Below are 2,331 nucleotides of genomic sequence, written 5' to 3'. Positions count from 1 at the left end.
TGCCGCCGCGCTGTCCTGGGCCTCGACGACGGCAAGCGCGGTCATGTTGACCACGCCCCGGGCGGTCACCGAGCCGGTGAGGATGTGGGCGGGCTTGGCGGTGCCGATCAGGATCGGCCCGACCGGCAGCGCATCGGTCATCACCTTCGCGAACTGGTAGGAGATGTTCGCCGCGTCCAGGTTCGGGAAGATCAGGATGTTGGCAACGCCCTTCAGTGCCGAGGAGGGCAGGACGCGCTCGCGGATCAGCGGCACGAGAGCCGTATCGGCCTCCATCTCGCCGTCGCATTCCAGCTGCGGGGCGCGCTCGCGGATCAGCTTCAGCGCCTTGCGCATCTTGAGCGCGGAGGGGGTGTCTGCGGCGCCGAAATCGGAATGCGAGAGCAGGGCGACCTTGGGCTCGATGCCGAAGCGCTGGACATGGCCGGCGGCGAGCACGGTCATGTCCGCGATCTCCTCGGCGCTCGGATCGTGCTTAACATGCGTGTCCGAGAGGAAGAACGCGCCCTTGTTGGTGATCATCAGCGTCATCGCCGCGATGTCGCAGACGCCCGGCGCCAGGCCGATGATGTCCTTGACGTGCCGCAGCCGCGACATGAACCGGCCTTCGAGGCCGGTGATCATCGCATCGGCCTCGCCACGGGCCACCGCGAGCGCCGCGATCACCGTATTGTTGGTGCGCACCAGCGCGCGCGCCGCTTCCGGCGTGATGCCGCGCCGGCCGGCGATGTCGAGATAGGTCTGGACGTAGTCGCGATAGCGCGGGTCGTCCTCGGGATTGACCACCTGGAAGTCGACGCCGGGCTTGAGCGACAGGCCGAAGCGCTGGATGCGGCTCTCGATGACGCTCGGGCGACCGATCAGGATCGGGACTGCGAGGCCTTCCTCCAGCGCGACCTGGGCGGCGCGCAGCACGCGCTCATCCTCGCCCTCGGCATAGATCACGCGCTTGGGATCGGCCTTGGCCTGCTGGAACAGCGGCTTCATGATGAAGCCGGAGCGGAAGACGAATCGCGAGAGCTGCTCGCGATAGGCCTCGACATCGACCAGCGGCTTGCGGGCGACGCCGGTCACCATCGCGGCCTCCGCCACGGCCGGCGCGATGCGCATGATCAGCCGCGGGTCGAAGGGGTTCGGGATCAGCGAATTCGCGCCGAAGGTCGAGGTCTCGCCGCCATAGGCGCGCGCCGCGATGTCGGAGCTCGCCTCGCGGGCGAGGGCGGCGATGGCGCGCACGGCGGCGAGCTTCATCGCCTCGTTGATCGTCGTCGCCTGCACGTCGAGCGCGCCGCGGAAGATGTAGGGGAAGCACAGGACGTTGTTGACCTGGTTCGGATAGTCCGAGCGGCCGGTGCAGATCATCGCGTCCGGGCGGACGGCGAGCGCCTCCTCCGGGGTGATCTCCGGATTGGGGTTGGCCAGCGCCAGGATCAGCGGCTTCGGCCCCATCTGCTTGGCCATGTCCGGCTTGAGCACGCCGGCGGCCGAAAGGCCGAGGAAGACATCGGCACCACCGATGACTTCGGCGAGGGTCCGCGCATCGGTCTCCTGGGCATAGACCTCCTTCCAGCGGTCCATAAGGGTGTTGCGGCCCTTGTAGACGACACCTTCGAGATCCGTGATCCAGATGTTCTTGCGCTGCGCGCCGAGCTCGACCAGCAGGTTGGTGCAGGCCAGGGCAGCCGCGCCGGCTCCGGAAACGACGATCTTGACGTCGGCGATCTTCTTGCCGGCGAGGTCGAGCCCGTTCAGGACGGCGGCGCCGACGATGATCGCCGTGCCGTGCTGGTCGTCATGGAAGACCGGGATCTTCATCCGGGCCTTGAGTTGCTCCTCGATCTCGAAGCATTCCGGCCCCTTGATGTCCTCGAGGTTGATGCCGCCGAAGGTCGGCTCCAGCGCGGCGACGACCTCGACGAACTTCTCGATGTTCTTCTGCTCGACCTCGATGTCGAAGCAGTCGATCCCGGCGAATTTCTTGAAGAGGACCGCCTTGCCTTCCATCACAGGCTTCGAGGCCAGCGGGCCGATGTCGCCGAGGCCCAGCACGGCCGTGCCGTTGGTGACAACGGCGACGAGGTTCTGCCGGGAGGTGAGCTCGGCCGCTTCCGACGGGTCGTCGACGATCGCCTCGCAGGCTGCGGCGACGCCGGGCGAATAGGCGAGGGCGAGATCGCGCTGGTTGCCGAGCGGCTTGGTGGCCTGGATCTCGAGCTTACCGGGCCGGGGCTGGCGGTGATAGACGAGGGCGCCCGAGCGCAGATCGTTAGAGAGATTGCTTTTCATGGTGGCGACCCCAGCATCCGGAGCAGGGGGAGGTCGCGCGGAAAT

At 67.4% G+C, this 2,331-nt stretch carries 1 protein-coding gene; it reads right to left on the bottom strand.

Going from position 1 to position 2,331, the window contains the following annotated elements; genetic code table 11:
• The coding region (locus ACIPIA_RS14510) for an NADP-dependent malic enzyme (protein ID WP_400510566.1) at nt 1-2,286 on the bottom strand (2,286 nt) is incomplete at its 3' end.
• Nucleotides 2,287-2,331 lie beyond the last annotated feature (45 nt).

The sequence above is a fragment of the Allobosea sp. CER48 genome, assembly GCF_044752385.1.
Classification (GTDB): Bacteria; Pseudomonadota; Alphaproteobacteria; order Rhizobiales; family Beijerinckiaceae; genus Allobosea.
The sequence above is the reverse complement of the archived record's forward strand: the minus strand, read 5'-3'. Positions and strand labels throughout refer to the sequence as shown.